At 42.6% G+C, this 19336-nt stretch carries 16 protein-coding genes; 8 read left to right on the forward strand and 8 right to left on the reverse strand.

What is annotated here, in order from left to right; genetic code table 11:
- Nucleotides 1-78 precede the first annotated feature (78 nt).
- The 5 genes from AAEY88_RS05875 to hemJ all read left to right on the forward strand — a co-directional run bounded on the left by AAEY88_RS05875 (nt 79) and on the right by hemJ (nt 4362).
- On the forward strand, nt 79-1074 hold the full coding sequence (locus AAEY88_RS05875; RefSeq protein WP_350560282.1) for a DUF368 domain-containing protein: 996 nt from the start codon (nt 79-81) through the stop codon (nt 1072-1074).
- 100 nt (nt 1075-1174) lie between these two features.
- Nucleotides 1175-1567 carry an AciT family ciprofloxacin tolerance protein gene (gene aciT, locus AAEY88_RS05880; protein WP_350560284.1) on the forward strand — a complete coding sequence of 131 codons (393 nt, stop codon included), beginning with the start codon at nt 1175-1177 and terminating at the stop codon, nt 1565-1567.
- Between the two features lie 334 nt (nt 1568-1901).
- Nucleotides 1902-2408: an SCP2 sterol-binding domain-containing protein gene (locus AAEY88_RS05885; RefSeq protein WP_350560286.1), complete on the forward strand. Its 507-nt coding sequence runs from the start codon at nt 1902-1904 to the stop codon at nt 2406-2408.
- Between the two features lie 212 nt (nt 2409-2620).
- Nucleotides 2621-3760 carry a biotin synthase BioB gene (gene bioB, locus AAEY88_RS05890; RefSeq protein ID WP_350560288.1) on the forward strand — a complete coding sequence of 380 codons (1140 nt, stop codon included), beginning with the start codon at nt 2621-2623 and terminating at the stop codon, nt 3758-3760.
- A gap of 167 nt (nt 3761-3927) precedes the next feature.
- A complete protein-coding gene (hemJ, locus tag AAEY88_RS05895) occupies nt 3928-4362 on the forward strand; it encodes a protoporphyrinogen oxidase HemJ (RefSeq protein ID WP_350560290.1) in 435 nt (144 codons plus the stop codon).
- 218 nt (nt 4363-4580) lie between these two features.
- Here the strand turns inward: hemJ and AAEY88_RS05900 are convergent, their stop codons facing one another.
- The 5 genes from AAEY88_RS05900 to AAEY88_RS05920 form a co-directional block, all read right to left on the reverse strand.
- On the reverse strand, nt 4581-5336 hold the full coding sequence (locus AAEY88_RS05900; RefSeq protein WP_407074429.1) for a hypothetical protein: 756 nt from the start codon (nt 5334-5336) through the stop codon (nt 4581-4583).
- 451 nt (nt 5337-5787) lie between these two features.
- The gene (locus AAEY88_RS05905; protein WP_350560294.1) at nt 5788-6279 is read right to left on the reverse strand and encodes a hypothetical protein; all 492 of its coding nucleotides are present in this window, start codon (nt 6277-6279) and stop codon (nt 5788-5790) included.
- 79 nt (nt 6280-6358) lie between these two features.
- Nucleotides 6359-7075 (reverse strand): ribonuclease PH, encoded by a 717-nt coding sequence (gene rph / locus AAEY88_RS05910; RefSeq protein WP_350560296.1) that lies wholly within the window; start codon nt 7073-7075, stop codon nt 6359-6361.
- Between the two features lie 407 nt (nt 7076-7482).
- Nucleotides 7483-9291, reverse strand: coding sequence for an AMP-binding protein (locus AAEY88_RS05915; protein WP_350560298.1), 1809 nt, complete (start codon nt 9289-9291; stop codon nt 7483-7485).
- A 374-nt stretch (nt 9292-9665) separates the two neighbouring features.
- Complete coding sequence (locus tag AAEY88_RS05920) at nt 9666-11399, reverse strand: AMP-binding protein (RefSeq protein ID WP_350560300.1); 1734 nt, start codon at nt 11397-11399, stop codon at nt 9666-9668.
- 725 nt (nt 11400-12124) lie between these two features.
- On the opposite strand from AAEY88_RS05920, the gene parC reads away from it, so the two are divergent.
- Complete coding sequence (gene parC / locus AAEY88_RS05925; RefSeq protein ID WP_350560302.1) at nt 12125-14455, forward strand: DNA topoisomerase IV subunit A; 2331 nt, start codon at nt 12125-12127, stop codon at nt 14453-14455.
- Nucleotides 14456-14645: 190 nt separating this feature from the next.
- Entirely contained in the window at nt 14646-15449 is an 804-nt protein-coding gene (locus AAEY88_RS05930; protein ID WP_350560306.1) for a Cof-type HAD-IIB family hydrolase, read from the forward strand.
- A gap of 25 nt (nt 15450-15474) precedes the next feature.
- Here AAEY88_RS05930 and AAEY88_RS05935 read toward each other — a convergent pair whose 3' ends face one another.
- Complete coding sequence (locus AAEY88_RS05935; protein WP_350560308.1) at nt 15475-15738, reverse strand: hypothetical protein; 264 nt, start codon at nt 15736-15738, stop codon at nt 15475-15477.
- A gap of 52 nt (nt 15739-15790) precedes the next feature.
- Nucleotides 15791-16588, reverse strand: coding sequence for a 3-oxoacyl-ACP reductase (locus AAEY88_RS05940; RefSeq protein WP_350560310.1), 798 nt, complete (start codon nt 16586-16588; stop codon nt 15791-15793).
- Nucleotides 16589-16856: 268 nt separating this feature from the next.
- On the opposite strand from AAEY88_RS05940, the gene AAEY88_RS05945 reads away from it, so the two are divergent.
- On the forward strand, nt 16857-17999 hold the full coding sequence (locus AAEY88_RS05945; RefSeq protein WP_350560312.1) for an extracellular solute-binding protein: 1143 nt from the start codon (nt 16857-16859) through the stop codon (nt 17997-17999).
- A gap of 66 nt (nt 18000-18065) precedes the next feature.
- Here AAEY88_RS05945 and AAEY88_RS05950 read toward each other — a convergent pair whose 3' ends face one another.
- The gene (locus AAEY88_RS05950) at nt 18066-19301 is read right to left on the reverse strand and encodes an FUSC family protein (protein WP_350560314.1); all 1236 of its coding nucleotides are present in this window, start codon (nt 19299-19301) and stop codon (nt 18066-18068) included.
- Between the last annotated feature and the right edge of the window lie 35 nt (nt 19302-19336).

Genomic DNA, 19336 nt, shown 5'->3' on the forward strand with positions numbered 1-19336 from the left:
TGCTAACTCAGCTTATTGTTTACTAGCGCTGAGCATTAATGCTTATTTTTACGACTTTTAAACCAGGAAGGAATATCCATGACGGCATCACCATCACCACGGCCGGACGCGCCGTCGCCAAGCCTACAATCTGAGGCAATACCATCACCACAAGATAACCCAAAGCAACTATTAGGCGTGTACGTCAAAGGAATGGTGATGGGTGCCGCTGACATTGTGCCGGGTGTTTCTGGGGGTACGATTGCGCTGATTGCCGGTATTTATGAGCGCTTGATTAATGCCCTTGGTAGTATTGGTCCCAGTCTTTGGCGGGTGTTTCGGCAAGAAGGCGGAATTAAAGGCTTGCTTGCCGTTTGGCGCTACGTTGACGCAACGTTTCTATTGTGTTTGCTATTGGGTATTGGAACTAGCATTGTGACCTTAGCAGGTATAATTAAAAACCTGCTAGACACTCAACCGCTCTTGATTTGGTCATTTTTCTTCGGTTTAGTGGTTGCCACTGTCATTATCTTATTGACAGAAATTAAACGTTGGAATGTGGCACGCGCAGGTTTATTTATTATTGGACTGGTCGCTGCAGTAGTCATTAGTAGTATGCCGCTACTCACGACGACGCCAAGCTTACCTTATTTATTCTTTGCTGGCGCAGTGGCAATTTGTGCAATGATACTGCCTGGTATTTCAGGGTCATTTATTTTATTACTGCTAGGCGCTTATGATACGGTGTTAGAGGCAGTGCACACTTTTAATTTCTCTATCATCATTACGGTAATGGCCGGCATGGTAAGTGGCCTGCTACTATTTACCCACCTTTTGAAATGGCTATTAGCGCATTATTACCAAGGGACGCTGGTGCTCTTAACAGGCTTTATCGCTGGCTCACTAGTGAAAGTCTGGCCGTGGAAAACAGATGCGCTAGGCACACTCAATGCTGAGGCAATCAATAATGTTCTACCGTGGCACTATCCTAGCGGTCCGCATTGGCTCACTACTTTAGGACTGATGTTATTGGGAGCTATCTTAGTATCAGCGCTATCTTGGTGGGGTCATCGTAGCAATCGTCGTCTAAACTAAACGTCAACGGTTGTCGCAAATCCGCACCGACCCCCTTTAGATTTATTCGCCAAGCTTTCATAATGGAGTGGTTGGGATAACCCTGTGATGAGCGAGATGAATGATGTTTTTAACTATATTTTCTATCGACAGTATGGGTACATGGAGCAGTGATGCAGTGCTTGGCTACGGTCTGTTAGTGGGCTTGATGGTTGCAATCGCTCTATCCTCCCAGCGCTGGCTGCTGTGGTATCTGTTTGGTGGTATGGGGTACTGGCTTGCGGTTGAAATTATCCAGAGTGTGTTATTAAACTGGGTAGTGCTATCAGAATGGCACAGCTACGTGACGGCAATAGGTATCAGCTGGCTACCGCTATGTGGCTGGATACTATATCGTGTGCTACGCTATGACAATGTCAGCCAGACTATGACCCAAGAGCGTGAACGAGAAGCGGCGCGCTATATTGAGCATTCCCCTGTTTACGATGACGGTTATGAGCCACGCTTTCACTAAATCTGATAGCATCAGATAATACACTTAGCATCATAATAACCATATTTTTACAGAATCCTTTCTTTATAGTATGGTTGTCGCTTTATAATATAACTATCATTTCATAATAAAATTATTACTCCATAATAAAGTTACTACTAACGCTAATAAAGATGCTCCATAGCAGGGCTTTTTTACTGCTCGATTGGTACACGATGCTTAACGCTCTCTACGCAACTACTAAAGATTGTAAGATGGCTAATAGTTTATAATTTAATGCTGCCACTATATAATTGGGGTCAAAATTGTTATAAAGTACGCTTTATTTTACCTCTCACTTTTTAGGAGTCTGACTATGTTTACTGTTCCTGTTTTAGATATCAAATCCGATCCATTAGATGTTTTATTGGCGATCATTGGCTACCGTTTATCTATGCTTGCCGATAGCGATAATGAAGATATAAAAAAGATATTAGCTGATCGTAAAGTCACTATCGAAATTGCCAGTGATGAGTCTGATATTGCGCGCTATTTTAATTTTGATAATGGGCAGTTTAGTCAACATAGTGGGCACGCTGACAACGCAGATTTGACTATTAATTTTAAAGATTCAATGACTGGTGTGAAACTGTTAACCAAAGGCAGTCTTCCCGCCTTTATGACTGCGGTACAAGAGGGTAAACTAAGCATAGATGGCGACTATAGCTTAATGATGTGGTTTAATAAGCTTGCTAAACACATTGTGCCGGCCATACCTGACGAGCTCAAACCTCATATTGAACGTGCCAAACCTTACGCCTATAAAGCGCAACAATTCGCTGAACATTGGATCGGTGTTGCTAAGCATAAACTTGGCAAATAATTGCTGAGAACATGCATTAGATAGGTAGCAGCTGCACTCATGACTGCTTGCCAGCACCACCCTGCTATTTTCATTAAGGTTGCGGTATACTACGGTTACTGCGACCTTTTTTATATCTTCAAATATCTAGTGAAACGCCCCCTACTCTTTATCCAAATCTAACTATTCAGATTTTTGTCACAGTTACCACTGCTTATAAAAGGACTTAATTCATGGCAGGACTACTTTCAATCACAGAACCCACTACTGAAGCGACTAATATGTCTCCGAACACCGCAACCGACTTCTTCGCTAAGTCTTCTATACTAACCACAACGTCATCCAGCAAACACAGCCGCGAACAAATAGCACAGCTTTTTGACTTGCCATTGATGGATTTACTATTGCAAGCGCAAACCACTCATCGTGAGCATTTTGTAGCCAATGAAGTACAGATCAGTACTTTGCTGTCTATTAAAACGGGCAACTGTCCTGAGGATTGTGGCTACTGTTCACAATCAGGTCATCACCGTGATAAGACTAAACTACAAGCAGAAAAACGCATAGATGTTGATAAGGTGATTGCCGCCGCCAAACGCGCAAAAGCCTCTGGCTCATCGCGGTTTTGTATGGGTGCCGCGTGGAAACATCCGAGTGCCAAAGATATGCCGTATGTGGTCGAACTGGTTAAGGAAGTCAAGGCGTTAGGGCTTGAAACTTGTATGACCTTGGGTATGCTTGATACCAACCAAGCAACTCAGTTGGCCGATGCCGGACTGGATTACTACAACCATAATTTGGACACCTCAAGACGCTACTATGAGCAAGTGGTCAGCACTCGCAGTTATGATGAGCGCCTAGATACCATTACCAACGTGCGCAATTCGGGAATCAATGTCTGTAGCGGTAATATCGTTGGCATGGGCGAGAGCCGGGAGGACCGTGTTGATTGGGTACATGAGCTGCTCAAAATGCCCAAAGCACCTGAGTCTATTCCGGTTAATTTACTCGTCCCTATTGCAGGCACGCCAATCGGCGATAAAGTATTAGCAGAGGGTGAGCTATCCGTCCTTGAATGGATTCGTACCATTGCGGTAACGCGTATTTGCTGTCCAAGTAGCTATGTGCGCTTGTCTGCTGGTCGTGAGAGCTTATCCGATGCTGAGCAATCTTTAGCCTTTATGGCAGGGGCTAACTCGTTTTTTTATGGTGATAAGTTGCTAACGACCGGTAATGCCAGTCAATCAGGCGATGATAGATTAATGCGTGAGCTAGGCTTAACCAAGCAATTTGCAGCGCCAAGAGCACCCAAGCAATTGCCAGTTATTGATGCGATGAGCGGTCATCAATCACAAATGATGTTGGCCGACTAAATCAAATTAACCTGATGTTATGCCAGTAGACTTTTATCATTTGCCAGTGCCAGCCTAAGGTAAGCTTGCCAGCGTTGCAGCAGTGATGACATAGGTTTAAAATTGTCAGCGTTTATCGATAGTCAGAAACAGAAATATTAAAAGACCGAGTAATAAGAGATCAAGCTATGGCAGATTATTTTAATTGGATTAAAGCGGCACATATTATTTCAATGGTCACTTGGTTTGCGGCTATTTTTTATCTGCCACGGCTGTTTGTTTATCATGCGATGAGTGACGATCAGGTCAGTCACGAGCGTTTTATTATTATGGAGCGTAAGCTATATCGCGGTATCATGACTCCCTCGATGATTGCGACTTGGACTTTTGGGCTGTGGATGGTGTTCTTAGGTTGGGATGTTTACAAGACCCAAGGCTGGCTCCACGTCAAGATTTTTCTAGTGGTTCTATTATCTGCTTATCATAGCGCTTGTGGCTTTTATCGTAAAAAGCTGGTCGATAACCCACAATATAAGTCACATGTTTTTTGGCGCTGGTTTAATGAAGTACCCGTTTTTGCTTTAGTCACTATCGTTATATTAGTCGTGGTTAAGCCATTCTAAATTTTATTATTGCTAAAAACGGCTAACTTTTAATAAAAAAAGCGTCCGTAACTTATTAGCTACGGACGCTTTTTTATGTCTGAATAAATATATTTTATCAGTACCGTCAGTTTAATATAGTCACCATAAAAAATTTGAACGTAGGTTATATCTCGCTTATCAAAACAAGCATGCTAAGCTCAATGGACATCATAGCGCCACTATAATGAACTAAATATCTAAACACTAGGGCGCATGATTTGATACACATGACTCAAATCATAGACGCGATAGCGTGCAGGCTCCTGGCGGCTTTCACCAGCATAGCTTAGTATCAATGCTTGCTTAGCCGCTTCATCGACCCAACCGACAAACAGCCCGCTGTGCTCAACATCATTGTAGCCATGATTGATATAATATAGCCAATCACCAATCTCAATCTCGTTACTATTAGCATAGGGGCCTTGTTCATAAGCGCCTTCATGCACGGTATCGCGGGTCACTCCTGCTCGTTTAAATACGGCATCAAGATAATCCCAGCAACCCCCTTGAATGATAGTGCGCTCATTAAGTGCCATGGCACGGGCCGTACTGATCACCTCGCGAGCGGCGGTGTTACTTTGGGTCTCAGCATTACTCAACAGCGGCAAATACTCACTATCGACATTATCATAGCTTCCTGTTAAAAAAGCGGGCAACACAACAGGATTTTGGCGCGATACATTAGGGTAGCGATACGAAGTTTTAATAGCAGGAGGATTTAAAGGCTGTTTTTTATAGCTATAATTATTAAAGACAGGGGCAGGAATGCTATTAATATGATTAGAATAGTTTGGGTATTCAGTACGTGCCCGCTGAATGGTAGAGCGGGTACTAATTCTAGCAGAAGGTACGGCGACTTGCGACGCTGTATAGCGAGCAGTTAGTTCAGGCTGAGCAGATTTTTGTGCGATAAGTGCACTCATACTGTCTGCATGGACATAACTGGCACTCATGACAAACACTGATAATAAAGTGGCAGCTGATATTTGTTTTATAACGGTCGCTTGAATAGGTAAATAGCGAGGTAGCATTAAATAATAATGATGAACAAACGGCAGTTTGCTCATAACAGTAACCAGCAAAGGTGGCATGACCAGCTCCCTGTCAATACAGTCATAATGACTATAGTAAGGTTTGAATCAGTAAGGTTTGAATAATTTAATTTTATTTATAACACCCTAGTTATAATACAGCTAGACAAGTTTCTGCAAGCACTATTAATTATAAATAGATGATAAAAATAAAAGCAAAGCTGAATAAGCTAAAAAATTAGGCTACTGCTTAGGGTAACACCTTCGTAGATTAGGATATTGCTATGGTGGAAAAGCGGTATTTGAGCAAGAGTAAATAGTGATTTTCAGATGGTAAAGAGCATGATTAATAAACAACGCTTATCACTATTTATTAGTCACTATTCATCTTAATATTGACGTGGCGTTTGTTAAGGGGTTGGCCTTGTAAGATCGCTTTGGTAGCCTGGGCTTCTTGTACATTATCGAAGCCGCTAATATGATATTTACGTAGATTAGTAGCATCAACGATTTGTAGCTGCTCACCATATAAGGTGATTTTGTCACCTTCAACTAGGGTTATATGTTCGCGCTTACCTTGGTTATCATGCACCAACTCGCCATTACGTACCCATAGGATGCCGCTACTGATAACACCACTCATGGCTTTTTTACGCTGTTGGCGCTGCCGATTAAAGATAAAGCTACCAATAATCAGCAGTGCAAGCGCACCAATGGCTAAGCGTTCAGGCAATAGGCTCATGGCCAGTGCCACCGCTACTGCGCCCACTAACAATGCCGCACCAAACCAGAACAGCCCATTTTCACCTGCTTGTGGCTGTCCTTGTAAAGTAATCTTGGCGCCGTCATCAGTCAGCTTAAGCATGGGTTACTACCTGTTACGGAGTTATTGGTAAGTGATGAAAAGCAGTTAAACGTCCATTAGATCACTATTAACAATGAGACTACCAGCCTAGGACGGTTTTTTGCATGGTGATCAACTCGGCAATACCTTTTTCAGCCATCACTAGCATGTCATCCGCTTGGGCGCGGGTAAATGGTTTTTCTTCAGCAGTTCCTTGTAGCTCGATAAACTCACCCTTTTGAGTCATGACCACATTCAAATCCGTATCACAGCTGGCATCTTCTTCATAATTTAAGTCTAAATAAGCATTGCCATCTTTCATGCCGACAGAGACCGCAGCGACCAATCCAATTAATGGATCAGCTTTAAGCTTTTTGGTTTTTTGAATGGCCTCTAATGCATCAATTAAGGCAATAGCAGCACCAGTAACGCTAGCAGTACGTGTACCACCATCAGCTTGTAACACATCACAATCGAGGTAAATGGTGTTTTCACCTAACTTACTCAAATCAATCATTGCCCGCAAACTACGGCCAATGAGACGCTGAATCTCTTGAGTACGACCTGATTGTTTACCGCGTGCCGCTTCGCGCTGATTACGGGTATTGGTTGCCCGTGGTAACATGCCGTATTCGGCGGTGATCCAGCCTTTACCTTTACCTTTGAGCCAGCGTGGCACGCCTGACTCAACACTGGCTGTACACAATACTTTGGTATCGCCAAAGCTGACCAACACTGACCCTTCGGCATGCTTGGTATAGTGGCGCTCAAAGCTAATTGAGCGAAGTTGATCGAGCTCACGGTTGTCAATACGCATAATTTTTCCTAGTACGAGATTTTAAAAGCGGTGTTTTAAAAGTAATCTTATAAAAATGGATAGTCCGCCAGTGGTTGTTTAAAAATATGATAACAGCTGATTATCAAACACCTTGGCAGACAATAATAGTGAGATATCCTAACGTGACAGACGCGTAATAGCAAGATAAGCACTTACTATTGCGCTGCGTTTTCGCCAAAAAATACTGCTGAAACTTGGAGACAATAAAAGTAATTTCGCCTCTATTTCTCAGTATAGCTGACCTTGTTTTATATCTTTATAGATACGATTTGGTAAAGATAAATGAGCAAATTTTAGCATTTACGAACCACGGTAAGCACTGTTCTTTACTAAATCGTCTTTACCAAGTCGTTATTAAAGAAATCTCTACTTAATTATTTGCACCCTTATTCTAAGCCTTCCATTTTACGCAATTCTTTACGCAAAATTTTACCAACGTTTGATTTGGGAAGTTCGTCAACGAACTGCACATGACGGGGACGTTTATAGCCAGTCAATTGTTTTTTGCCAAAGTCGAGCAGCTCTTTTTCCGTCACCTCACCTTTTTTGACCACAAATATTTTAGGATCTTCACCGCGCATATCATTGGGAATACCAATCGCGCCGCACTCTTTAACCGCCGGGTGCTCACTCATGACCTCTTCGATCTCATTAGGGTAGACATTAAAGCCTGATACCAAAATCATATCTTTTTTGCGATCGACAATTTTGATAAAGCCTTTTTCATCCATAATACCAATGTCACCAGTTTTTAGGTAACCATTTGCAGTAAAGGTTTCCACAGTTTCTTCAGGGCGGTTTTGATAGCCAATCATGACTTGCGGGCCTTTGACACAAATCTCACCCCGCTCACCGATGGCGACTTCTTTTTCATCCTCGTCAATCAGTACGATATCGGTACTAGACGCTGGAATACCAATTTTGCCAGTAAATTCAGCAATGGTCATTGGATTAAAGGCCACTACTGGTGAGGTTTCAGACAAACCGTAGCCTTCAACAATAGGCAAACCAGTAATTTTATGCCATTCTTTTGCGACGCTAGGCAATACTGACATGCCACCACCAATAGCCGCTTTTAGGTTAGAGAAGTCCAATTCAGCAAAGCTCTCTTTGTGTACCAAACCATTAAATAGAGTGCTTACCGCTGGAATAAATGATGGCTTATATTTGCCAATTTCTTTAATGAGACTGTCAATATCGCGCGGATTGGGAATCAGTAATCCTGCGTAGCCTTGATACATACCGTACATGCCGCAGACCATAAATGAAAAGACATGATATAACGGCAGCGCGGTTAAAATCACATCGTCAGCACTGGCATCATCATCAAAGGCACTGTTCATCAAGGCGCTAATCTGTAGCATATTCGCAACTAAATTACCATGAGATAACATCGCGCCTTTTGCGACACCGGTTGTCCCACCGGTATATTGTAATAACGCCACATCACTTAAATTCAAATCCGGACGCTGATATTTACTGGCAGAGACAGCATTAAGCGCGTGTTTAAAGCTGGTACTGTCAGGTAAGTTATAAGCTGGAATCATTTTTTTGACATGGCGTGCAACTAGGTTGACTACAGCTCCTTTGACCATGCCCAGCATATCGCCAAGCTTACAGACAATGATGTGTTCAACTTGACCTTTATCGGTCGCTTCTTGATAGGTCTTCGCGAAATTTTCAACGATAAATAATGCTTTAGCGTCACTATCATGCAACTGATGTGACAGCTCACGACTGGTATACAAAGGATTGACGTTGACCAACACCATACCGGCACGAATAATACCAAGCGCCACAATAGGATATTGCAAAATATTGGGCATCATCACGCCCACTTTATCGCCTTTAACCAACCCTAACGATTGTAAATAACTGGCAATTTGACGGCTATATAGGTCTAATTGTTTAAAACTAATTGAAGCGCCCATGCAGATATAGGCCGGTTTTTGACCATAACGACGGAAGTTACGCTCGAACACTTCAAGCAAGGAAGTTTCATCGTCTGGCATATCAATAGTAGCACTGATGCCATAGCGCTCATAAGCATTAAGCCATGGGCGATCACTTGGAATAGTCGGCATTGTTGGAAATGCGCTTGTCTCTGCTATCGACTGTGCATCTTTATGGGCATTACTTTTATTGCCTTTTACAGGCTTAAGGTTTGGCGCTTTTTTATTGATACTGTCAGTCATAACTTTCCCTAAATGTTACAATTAAAGCCATAGAATAATCTACTGAGAAGTCAAATGTGGTGTCTATTAGTGATATTTTTTGCACTGGAAGTCACTACAGACAAGACACTTACAATGTTTTTATGATTCTTGGAATCAAATAGTCGAAGGCAGTTTTATCGCTAAAACAAAACTTGTATCTGTAGTCACTATAGCAGTTTTGCCAAAAGTTCTCTATGCATAGTAAAGGCTTATCGGGTAAAAGCGCATTGCTATCATGCGATGAAAAATACTATTTAATGAAGCGCCCCAATAAAAAATGATAAGGCCGCCTATTGCTATCCTTATCATTTTCTTCTTAGTATTAACTGTCAGCGAACCGCTAACTATTTAGATTACGCATGGCTGTCTTCTTCTAATTTACGTAAGTCTTTATGTAAAATCTTACCGACGTTGGACTTCGGTAGCTCATCGATAAACTCAACATAACGAGGGCGCTTATAACCGGTTAAATGCTCTTTAGCGTAGGCGAGAACTTCTTCTTTAGTGAGACTAGCATCTCGACGTACGACGTAAATTTTTGGAGCCTCACCACTTTTCTCATCTTCAACACCAATGACGCCGCACTCTAAAATTTGTGGATGACCGGCCATAACCTCTTCAACTTCATTCGGATATACGTTGAAACCAGAGACTAGAATCATATTCTTTTTGCGATCAACAATAGTAATATAACCGACCTCATCCATAACCCCAATATCACCAGTACGGAAAAACCCGTCATCGGTCATAGATTCACGAGTAGCCTCTTCACGATTCCAGTAACCTTTCATTACCTGTGGTCCACGCACACTGATTTCACCGCGCTCGCCTAGTGGGACCTCATTGCCAGCGTCATCAAGAATAGCCACGTCAGTGCTTGGCATCGGTACGCCAATCGTGCCGCTAAAGGTAGCGCTATTATATGGATTGGCAGTCGCTACTGGCGAAGTTTCTGATAGACCATAACCTTGGATGATAATATTACTGGTTATCTGGCGCCATTTTTCTGCAGTTGAACTTAGTACTGCCATGCCGCCGCCCATGGTTATGCGCAGCTTGCTATGATCCATTGCTTTAAACTCTTCATTATTGGCAAGGGCATTAAATAAGGTATTTACGGCGGGGAAAAATGCGGGCGGATTGTTTTTATAGGCCTTCAATAAGCTATCAAGATCGCGTGGGTTAGGCACTAAAAGTCCAATACAACCGCGATAGAGACCAAACATACCACAAACCGTGAATGAGAAAATATGATATAGCGGTAAAGCAGTCATAATCACTGGCTGCTCGTTACTGCTGTCAAACTGATCAAAGGCAGTGCCCAAAAAAGTATCACATTGGATAAGGTTTGCTATCAAGTTCTTATGGGTCAACATCGCCCCTTTTGCGACCCCAGTTGTACCGCCAGTATATTGCAGAACGGCAATATCATCGAGGCTAATATTGCTTGGGCGCTTGTATTGACCCATCGTCACTTGCTTCAACATACCTTTAAAGCTCACGCTATTGGCAATTTTATAATCGGGTACTAATTTTTTGACATGGCGGACGACCGTATTGACCATGAAGCCTTTAAGCGTGCCCATCAAATCGCCCATACCAGTAATGACCACGTGATCAACCACTTTACGTCCAATGTCTTGGTAAGTTTTGGCAAAGTTTTCAACCATAATCAGTACTTTAGCATCTGAGTCAGTCAGCTGATGTTCAAGCTCTTTAGTGGTATATAAAGGATTAACATTGACCAGCGTAAAGCCTGCCCGCAGTACACCAATGACGGTCACTGGTAGTTGCAAAATATTGGGCATCATCACCGCAACTTTATCGCCTTTAACCAAACCTAATGATTGTAGATAAGCAGCAACTTGCCGACTATAAAGGTCTACTTCTTGAAAACTCAGTGACGAGCCCATGCATACAAATGCAGTTTTATTATTGTATTTAGTAAAGCTTTGCTCAAAGATATCGATGAGCGAGGTATCGTCTGCTGGTAGCTCAATATCATAAGTTAGCCCAAGCTCTTCATAGGTTTTAAGCCAAACTTTGTCATCACGCCGGGTTAAGTTATCTTGACCTTGATTGTCCATAATCTTATTTCTCCTAATAATGATGCGCGGTAAATAACCCTGTAATCTTTAACATACACACTTTGTACACACTACTCAATCTAAAAGATTGGCATTAGAGTACGCAAAGAAACTTGACGACTTATATTCTTAACCATATCAATAATATAGTGCACTATTACCGGTGGTTTTAGGCGATTTTTACTACTAAACGGTAGTGTATTACCGACTAGCCTTATTGAGAGTTTATTTCGATATCAATGGCCAGCATTACCTGAACCCACTGGCTCCTTTTAGCTCTTAATCCGCTTATTAGCGCTCTTTTTTACTCAATAAAAAATTGCTTAACAAAGAATGGGGCTAACCGTCATTTATCACAATCTGGCATTGAATCTAAAAAACCCACGAAAGAACAAAACTGAGTGACACTATGACTTCATTATTACTTGGCTCAAACCCATTATTATCCAACACTTTGATACTGCTCCTGATATAGTCAGTTCACAATAAAAAAGAGTCGTTCCTATCAGCGTGCTACTGGCACGCCGTAGACGTCACGTACTGTCGTCTATTACGACATGTACCTTTTTAATTGTCACGATTTCCTTTACGATAGCCCTATCTTGTTTTTATTTTCAGCCTGTTTTTAACCGAGCACTTCTGTGTTAAATCGCCTCTCATCTATATAAAATCTAATAAGCAAACTGTTATTTAAAATACAAAACTCTAAAAGCGAAACCTATTCTATGCCTGATGTTATTGATAATACGATTACCCCTACTGTTCCTAGTGAACCTATGGATACCCGTTCTGTAGCCGAATTTACCGAGCAAGCTTATCTCAACTATGCCATGTATGTGATCATGGATAGGGCGCTACCCAATATTGCTGATGGTCTAAAACCAGTACAACGGCGTATTATTTATGCTATGAGTGAGCTGGGTCTTAAATCAACTGCCAAACCCAAAAAGTCTGCGCGGACAGTCGGTGATGTGCTGGGTAAATATCATCCGCATGGTGACAGTGCCTGTTATGAAGCGATGGTACTAATGGCACAGCCGTTCAGCTATCGCTATCCTCTGATCACCGGCCAAGGTAATTGGGGCAGCCCTGATGACCCTAAATCCTTTGCTGCGATGCGCTATACCGAAGCAAAAATGTCGGCCTACGCCAATACCTTACTAGCAGAATTGGGGCAAGGAACGGTCAATTGGCAAGATAACTTCGATGGCACCATGCAAGAGCCCACTACTTTACCTGCACGCCTGCCCAATATCTTATTAAATGGTACCACTGGTATTGCGGTCGGGATGGCCACCGATATTCCACCGCACAATCTCAATGAAGTGGTACGAGCGGCCATTCGTCTGCTCAAAAATCCTGAGCTTTCCGTCAAGCAATTAACTCAATCAATACCAGCCCCAGATTTGCCAACCCCTGCTGAAATCATTACCAGCAAAAAAGACTTGCAAGCTATTTATGAGAGCGGACGCGGCAGCTATAAAATGCGCGCCACTTATCATATTGATGATAAAGAGAAGAATTTAGTTATCATTGACGCGCTACCCTATCAAGTATCCGGCAATAAAATCCAAGAGCAAATCGCCAAACTGATGACAGATAAGAAGCTGCCTTGGATCACTGATATTCATGATGAATCTGATCACGAAAATCCTTGTCGTATCGTTTTGGAATTGCGCTCAACGCGGGTCGATGTACAGCGGGTGATGAGTCATCTGTTTGCCAGTACCGATCTTGAAAGCAACTACCGCGTCAACATGAACATGATTGGCTTAAATGGTAAACCGCAAGTCAAAAACCTAAAAGAGATATTAGAGGAATGGCTCATTTGTCGCCGTTCAGTAGTCATGCGTCGCTTGCAATATCGCCTCGATAAAATTGATAAGCGCTTACATATCCTCGCAGGCTTACTGGTTGCTTATCTAAATATTGATGAAGTCATTCGTATTATTCGTGAAGAGGACGATCCAAAATTAGCGTTAATGCAAGGTTATAATTTAACTGATATTCAAGCCAATGCCATCTTAGATATTCGTCTGCGTCAATTGGCAAAGCTACAGGAAATGGAACTGAGACGTGAGCAAGATGAGCTAGCAGCTGAGCGCGCTATTCTACAAGAGCGTATAGATAACCCTAGTAGTCTGACTAGTCTTATCATTAATGAGCTTACCGAGGACATGAAAGCGCACGGTGACAATCGCATGTCGCCACTTGCAGAACGTGAAGAAGCGCAGGCGTTAAAAGAATCAGACCTTGTACCCAGTGAACCGATTACCGCTGTATTATCCAAAGCGGGCTGGATCCGCGCAGCCAAAGGCCATGAGGTCGATGCTGCTAGTATGAGCTATCGCTCAGGTGATGCCTATCAAGCACACGTGCGCGGTAAATCTAATGAGAAAATATACGTGCTCGATAGCACAGGACGCAGTTATAGTATCGATGCGCACAATCTTGCCTCGGCTCGTGGTCAGGGTGATCCACTTACCAGCGTCTTAAAACCGGCAGCAGGCGCCACTTTTGAGCAGCTACTGACTGGTGACAATGACCAGCGACTTATCTTAGCAAGCTCACAAGGCTATGGTTTCATTAACACCATTAGTAATCTGGATAGTAATCAAAAGGCAGGTAAAAATATCATTAACCTTGCTGCTAATAGTCGACTATTACCTATCGCGCGTATTGATGCTCAAGGTGATACGAATATCAATTCAGAGAACGGCAGTACGCTTTCTACCGAAAATAATCAAATTTCTAATCATGCTCCTGACCATCTTGCCGTGGTTACTAATGCTGGATATTTATTAATCTTTGCACTGAGCGATTTACCGGAACAGGCTCGCGGTAAAGGTAATAAAATGATTACTCTTAAAGATAAAGAAGAAGTGCTGGCCATCACGCCATTACGTCAGCAAGACAGTCTGATTATTACGGCCGGTAAGCGTCATGTGACGTTGAAGCCGATGGACTTAGTGAATTACACTGCTAAACGTGGCAGCCGTGGCGGTCAGCTCCCAAGAGGCTTTCAGAACGTGACTTCGGTTGAAGTGGTTGGGTAGATTTGCTCTAATCTCAATTTTTTATATTTTAAATGGTTGGGCTAAAAGCTTAGCCTACGCACAAAATGGATAATGACAAAACATCAACAACATCTAAGTAACGCCAAATAGTTTTGGCAAAGCTTACTAGTCGTTTTTAAAAGAATAAAGAAAAATCACATTTACCATAAATAGGACTGCCAAAGCCACTATGAATAAGAAAACACCCACCCCTAAAATCATATTTTTTGATATCGATGATACGTTGAGTCGCAAAGGTATTATTGCCGAACATAATAAGGCAACTCTTGAAGCGCTTGCCAAGACTGACATTAAGCTGGTGATTTCAACAGGACGTTCCAAAGCGATATTACCTGCTGATATTCTAGCTTTACTTGAGGCTGATGTATTAGATGCCATCATTTGTATGAATGGACAATATAGCTTCAACAACAACGGCATGATCAGTCATTATCCATTATCAGATGCGCAGACTAGTAAGATTGTGCAGCTGTGCCAAAAAAGTGAACTCATTCATAAATTTGACTCGGCGACTCATATCGCATGGTCAGATGAAAACGAGCGCTTGCGTGATTACAATGCGATAACGCCAAACTCTATCCTTGACCCAGAATATTATAAATCAAACCTTGTCTATCAATGTTCCGTATTCTTTAACAATCAAGAGGATAAAATGCAAGAGGTTGATTTTGCTCAGGATGATTTAAAACTGGTTCATTGGCATCATATTGGTGCAGATATATTACCAGTAGATGCATCCAAGGCACGGGGGATTAAAGATCTATGTCAGCATTACGCCGTAGATGTGAGCGATTGTATGGCATTTGGTGATGGGATGAATGACTTAGAGATGTTTGACTTGGTCGGGTTTGCCGTAGCAATGGGTGATGCGCAACCCGCACTTATAGAGCGGGCAGATTTTGTCACTGGTACTATTGAAGAGTACGGTATACAAGCGGTGCTCGATCACTTACATATAGAGCAGAAATCGTGAAAAAATCTTAAATAAAGACTTTTTTTTAACCCCGTCTCGTCACCCAACCATAAACCTTACTACCAAATTTATAACACCCTACAATAATCAAAATAAATACTAAAGTAGCGAGCACATAAGCCAACCATGTCGGCACACTGGTTAGCCAGCCAATAGTAAAAGCCACACCTAGAGACGCTTCTAGCGGCCAGCTTAGAATTGGGGTATTCATGCCGATATTGAAGAAGACAATAATAGCAAATATGCCAACGACAGCGGTGATAATGCCAGCAATTTTACGGTTGTTCATCTCATCTCTCTTGTACCATTACATCGAATTTGGTTAGCGACTGCTGAAGTTATCAAGGCATGGTCAGACCGCCATCAACAGCGATGGACTGGCCAGTAATCGCCGCGCTTAAGTCAGACGCCAGTAGCAATACTGAATTAGCAAAGTCCGCTACTGAGGTCGCTTGACGAAGGGGCGTGGTAGTCGCGATATAATCAAACACTTCTTCTGTGGTTAACCTACTGGCATCAGTTGTTTTTAGCAGTCCACCTGCCAGTAAGTTAACGCGAATACCATATTGTCCCAGCTCCGAAGCCAGATTGCGCGTTAGACCAATCAAGGCTGATTTTGCGGTGGTATAATCGTAATAAGTCACCACCGGATTATAAACCAAGTTGGTGGAGATATTGATAATCTTACCCATCTGCTGGGTTTTCATTTGTGGTAATACCGCTTGTACTGTATTGACCGCGCCTTTAACAATACCGTCTATTTGCTGGGAAAAATGCGCCCATTTAACAGTTTCAATACTGGTGTAGTCGGCGCTTGGGTTGAATTGATAACTAGGTAAGGCATTATTGACCAATATATCAATACGCCCATACCGCGCGATAACGTCAGCTACCATTGCCTGCATCTGCTCAAGCTCGGTGACATCTGCTTGACAAGCAAATGCTTGTCCACCAGCCACTATAATATCAGCAACGATCGCCTCAGCAGACTCTTTACTATTGAGATAATTGACGCAAACGCTTGCGCCAGCTGCTGCCATTTTCTGGACAATCTGTGCGCCAAGGCCGCGACTGGCGCCTGTGACAATAGCAACCTTCTCTGTTAATAGAGCCGGTATGGTAGCGTAATTCTGACTCATGATTTTTCATCCTTGATGGTGTTATTTTTATTAAAACAGCCACTTTAATGACATGAATAATTAGACCGTAAACAGCGCCCATCATAGCATGAGATTAACTATCATCATGATGCGAGGCCGTATGCTTAGCGTTGATAACAGCCAAGAGAATTAAACTCATCACCCTTTAAATTACTACATATCATAACCATAACAGTATTATAACCTGCGACAAGTAGGTATCATGCGCTCGTTTTTTATCAATTTGTCTTACTTTAGGAGAGATATTTTGTCTCGTTTATCATCCCAGCTGTCTACTAACACCGCCTCTCACGCCTCTATTCATGTGCTACCCAAAGCACTGTTATGTGCGGCTATTGGTTCTATTGGATTGGCGCTTGCCAGTTGTAGCAACTCTGATAATGCCGCGACCGACAGCGCTGTTACCAGTGATGTAACGCTTAATCTTTATAATTGGTCGGAATATATGCCGCAAGAGATTCTTGATGGTTTTAAAAAAGAGACCGGTATTAGCGTCAATTACACCACTTTTGACTCTAATGAAGCGATGTATGCCAAGCTGAAATTGCTCGACGACTCCAGCCAATACGACCTTGCTATTCCGTCGACTTATTATGTTGAAAAAATGGCGAAAGAAGGGTTATTACAAGAGCTAGATAAGTCAAAACTAAGCAACTTTAAGAATCTTGATACCTCCTTTACCAATAAGAAAGTAGACCCTGAAAATAAATACTCAATTCCCTATATGTGGGGTAGCACAGGCCTTGCGATTAATGGCGATATGATCGACCCTGCAACGGTTAATAGCTGGAATGATTTATGGCGTCCTGAGTATAAAGGTCAGGTGATGCTAATGAATGATATGCGCGAAGTGTTTGGCATGTCATTGTTGACTCTTGGCTACTCGGGTAATAGCCGTAATCCTGATGAAATTAAGGCCGCTTACGATAAGCTCACCACCCTAATGCCCAATGTCAAAACCTTTAATTCAGATGCCACGCGTATTCCTTATATCGAAGGTGAGACTAATATCGGTATGACCTGGAATGGTGAGGCAGTGATGGCCAATAATGAAGGTTTAACCAGCTTAGTCTATAAGTATCCAACCGAAGGCGCAATCTTATGGATGGATAACTTTGTCATTCCCAAAAATGCTAAAAATGTGGACGCCGCGCATAAATTCATCAACTATCTACTACAACCTGAAAACGCCAAGATTGTGAGTGAAGAGATAGGTTATGCCTCGCCTAACTTGGCTGCACGTGAGCTAATGCCAGAAGAAGTCCGTAATAATCCGGTCATTTATCCCAGTCAGGAAGTGTTAGCAAAAGCAGAATTCCAAGAAGATGTTGGGGATGATGCGTTGCAAGTTTATCAGCAGTATTGGGATAAGCTAAAAACTGGTCGTTAAGTATGATTGATTAATAGCTAAGTATTAAAAAAACGCTGACCGTTAGCGATCAGCGTTTTTTAGTATCTATAAATGCAAATCAGTCTCGCCGCCATGCTCATCAATTCGGCGTTGTTCGCGGCGCTGATAACGGAGACCCGAGGCCGAAAACCAGCGTGGCTTGGTAGCTTGCAATAAATCACTGAGCAGCTGTAGCTGTGCTTGCAAGGTTTGGGTCAACCAAAAATATCCCTGCCACTCGAATGCTAAATGTTGCACGCTCGGATATTCGGAGACCGCAATGCGGGTAATGGGACGAAAAACTTCATCATTTGGGCTGCGTAGCACCGCTGCCATATGTTGCATCGCTTGTGTCAGCTCATGCTGATAGTGCATCAGCAAGATATGATTGTCCTCATCAATCTCAATATTTGCCAAACGCGGCGCGGCACTTAACAACAAATCAATCGTACCGATAATATTGCGATGAGTACGCTGAATAGTCTCTAGCGTCTCTTTTTTGATCCCTGATTCACTAGCAGTCGCTGCAATATGTGGTCGCACTGCTAACAGACGCTTATTAATCTTCTGTAGTGCCTTAACCAAGGATTTATTAACGGGCACGTCCGGTATAGAACTGCTCGCAGGATAAGTAAGACTTGATAAGCGGGTAACCTTGGTATATTTCAAAGGCTTAGGGATAAGCACCTCAGCATCAATATGGTTACCGACGTCTGCATATAGATTACTACAGGTATCAAGATTACTTGCCAATAAAAAGCGCCACATCAAAGTCGACTTGAGCGGTAAAATCAAGGTCGCTGCTACTGCCACGCCCGCACCTAGCAAAATATTGAACGCGCGGTAAAGTCCATCTTGGCCAATGTTACTTCGGTCAGGACTTGAGACAATCATCAGCATGGTGATACCCGTAAGCAAACCAATATAACCCAACTGCTTAACCGCTACATAACCGATGATACCGCTAATAACACCGATAAGTACATAATATAACCACAGCCAAGTGCCAATATCTTGGCTTAGCCATAAAACCCCCAGTCCGACTGTTACCCCAAGCAAAGTGCCTAAGATTCGCTCTTTGGCCTTGGTATAGATGGCCCCTTGATATTGCAGCAAACCTAATATCACAAAGACAGTAATCGTTGTCCACTCTCCATGTGGTAAATGAGTGAGTTTATTCAGCAATAATGCCGTTAACACCGCCACACCCAAGCGTATGGCATGTAAGACGTCAGCGTGCTGATAGCGCGCATAAGGCTCAATAAGCGGGGCGGTAAATCGCCGCCAAAAGGTCAGTTTCACGCAGGAATACTCTTTTTTTAAGTGGGTTTTAATTG

Origin of the sequence: Psychrobacter sp. CAL346-MNA-CIBAN-0220 (assembly GCF_040309805.1) — a bacterium.
Lineage (GTDB): Bacteria > Pseudomonadota > Gammaproteobacteria > Pseudomonadales > Moraxellaceae > Psychrobacter.